Annotated in this window: 1 protein-coding gene; it reads right to left on the bottom strand. The window is 37.9% G+C overall.

Annotation, left to right across the window (positions count from 1 at the left end; translation table 11 throughout):
* The coding region (locus tag CG11_RS26200; protein WP_197043959.1) for a phage integrase SAM-like domain-containing protein at positions 1-681 on the bottom strand (681 nt) is incomplete at its 3' end.
* Between the last annotated feature and the right edge of the window lie 230 nt (positions 682-911).

Raw genomic sequence — 911 nt, 5'->3', positions numbered from 1 at the left:
AAACTCCTCTTTAGAAAAGGTCAAGGCTTCTATTTGTTGGACTTCGTCAACAGTGAGTACCGTTCGCTCTGTTGGCACCAATTTGGGCGTAAATTTTAGATAAGGATTTTGATTCATTTCCAACAAGTCACTCCTGATGGCCAAATTGATGTACTTTCTTACTTGTTTGTGGTGGGTGTAAACCGTGTTGGTGTGGAGTTGGTGTTGGTACAAAAAGGTGTCAAAGTCTCGAATGAGGTTGTAAGTCAACTCAGAAAACTGGACATCTTTTTTAAATTTGGTCCAATAATTCAATGCCGTTTTGTGTTTTTTCTTGGTTTCCTTTTCTAATTTGGTATCGTTGGTCAATTCGTATTTCCAAAACTCGGTAAAAGAACCGTTGTCCTCGTATTTAAAATAAGCATCCAATTGATTGAGGGTAATGGCATCGTGTTTTCTTACCCAATCGTAGGCATAGTTCTCCAGCTCGTTGATTTGCCGTTGAATTTCGGCATTGTAGGTTGCAGCATTGGGGTGGTCAATGACTTTGGATAGTCGTTTGCTCCACTGTTGGGGCTTGACGTGGATTTTGGTAGAAATGTATTTTCGTTTTCCATCTAGATAGGCTCTGATGTGAATGGTAGCGGTACCATCTTTACGAAGTTTTTTCTTGAAGTTGTAAATTAAGCTAAATTGAATCATTTGAATTTCTTTTTTAGAAACGTGAAGCAAAAAGCGTTCTAAAAAAGGTAACAAATGGGTAACAAAAAGAAATGTTAACCTGTGTAGAGAGTATCTGAGAGCAGTAGGAGTAACAAATGAGTAACAAAAAAAAGAGTAGTAATAAATTAGCTGAAACAGCGATATTTGCTAGGTTTATTACTACTCTGTGTCGGCTAAATGTAGCCTAGAATTGTGCCCAGGACAAGATT

Source organism: Aureispira sp. CCB-QB1 (genome assembly GCF_000724545.1).
Classification (GTDB): domain Bacteria; phylum Bacteroidota; class Bacteroidia; order Chitinophagales; family Saprospiraceae; genus Aureispira.
This window is presented reverse-complemented; position numbering and strand designations above follow the sequence as displayed.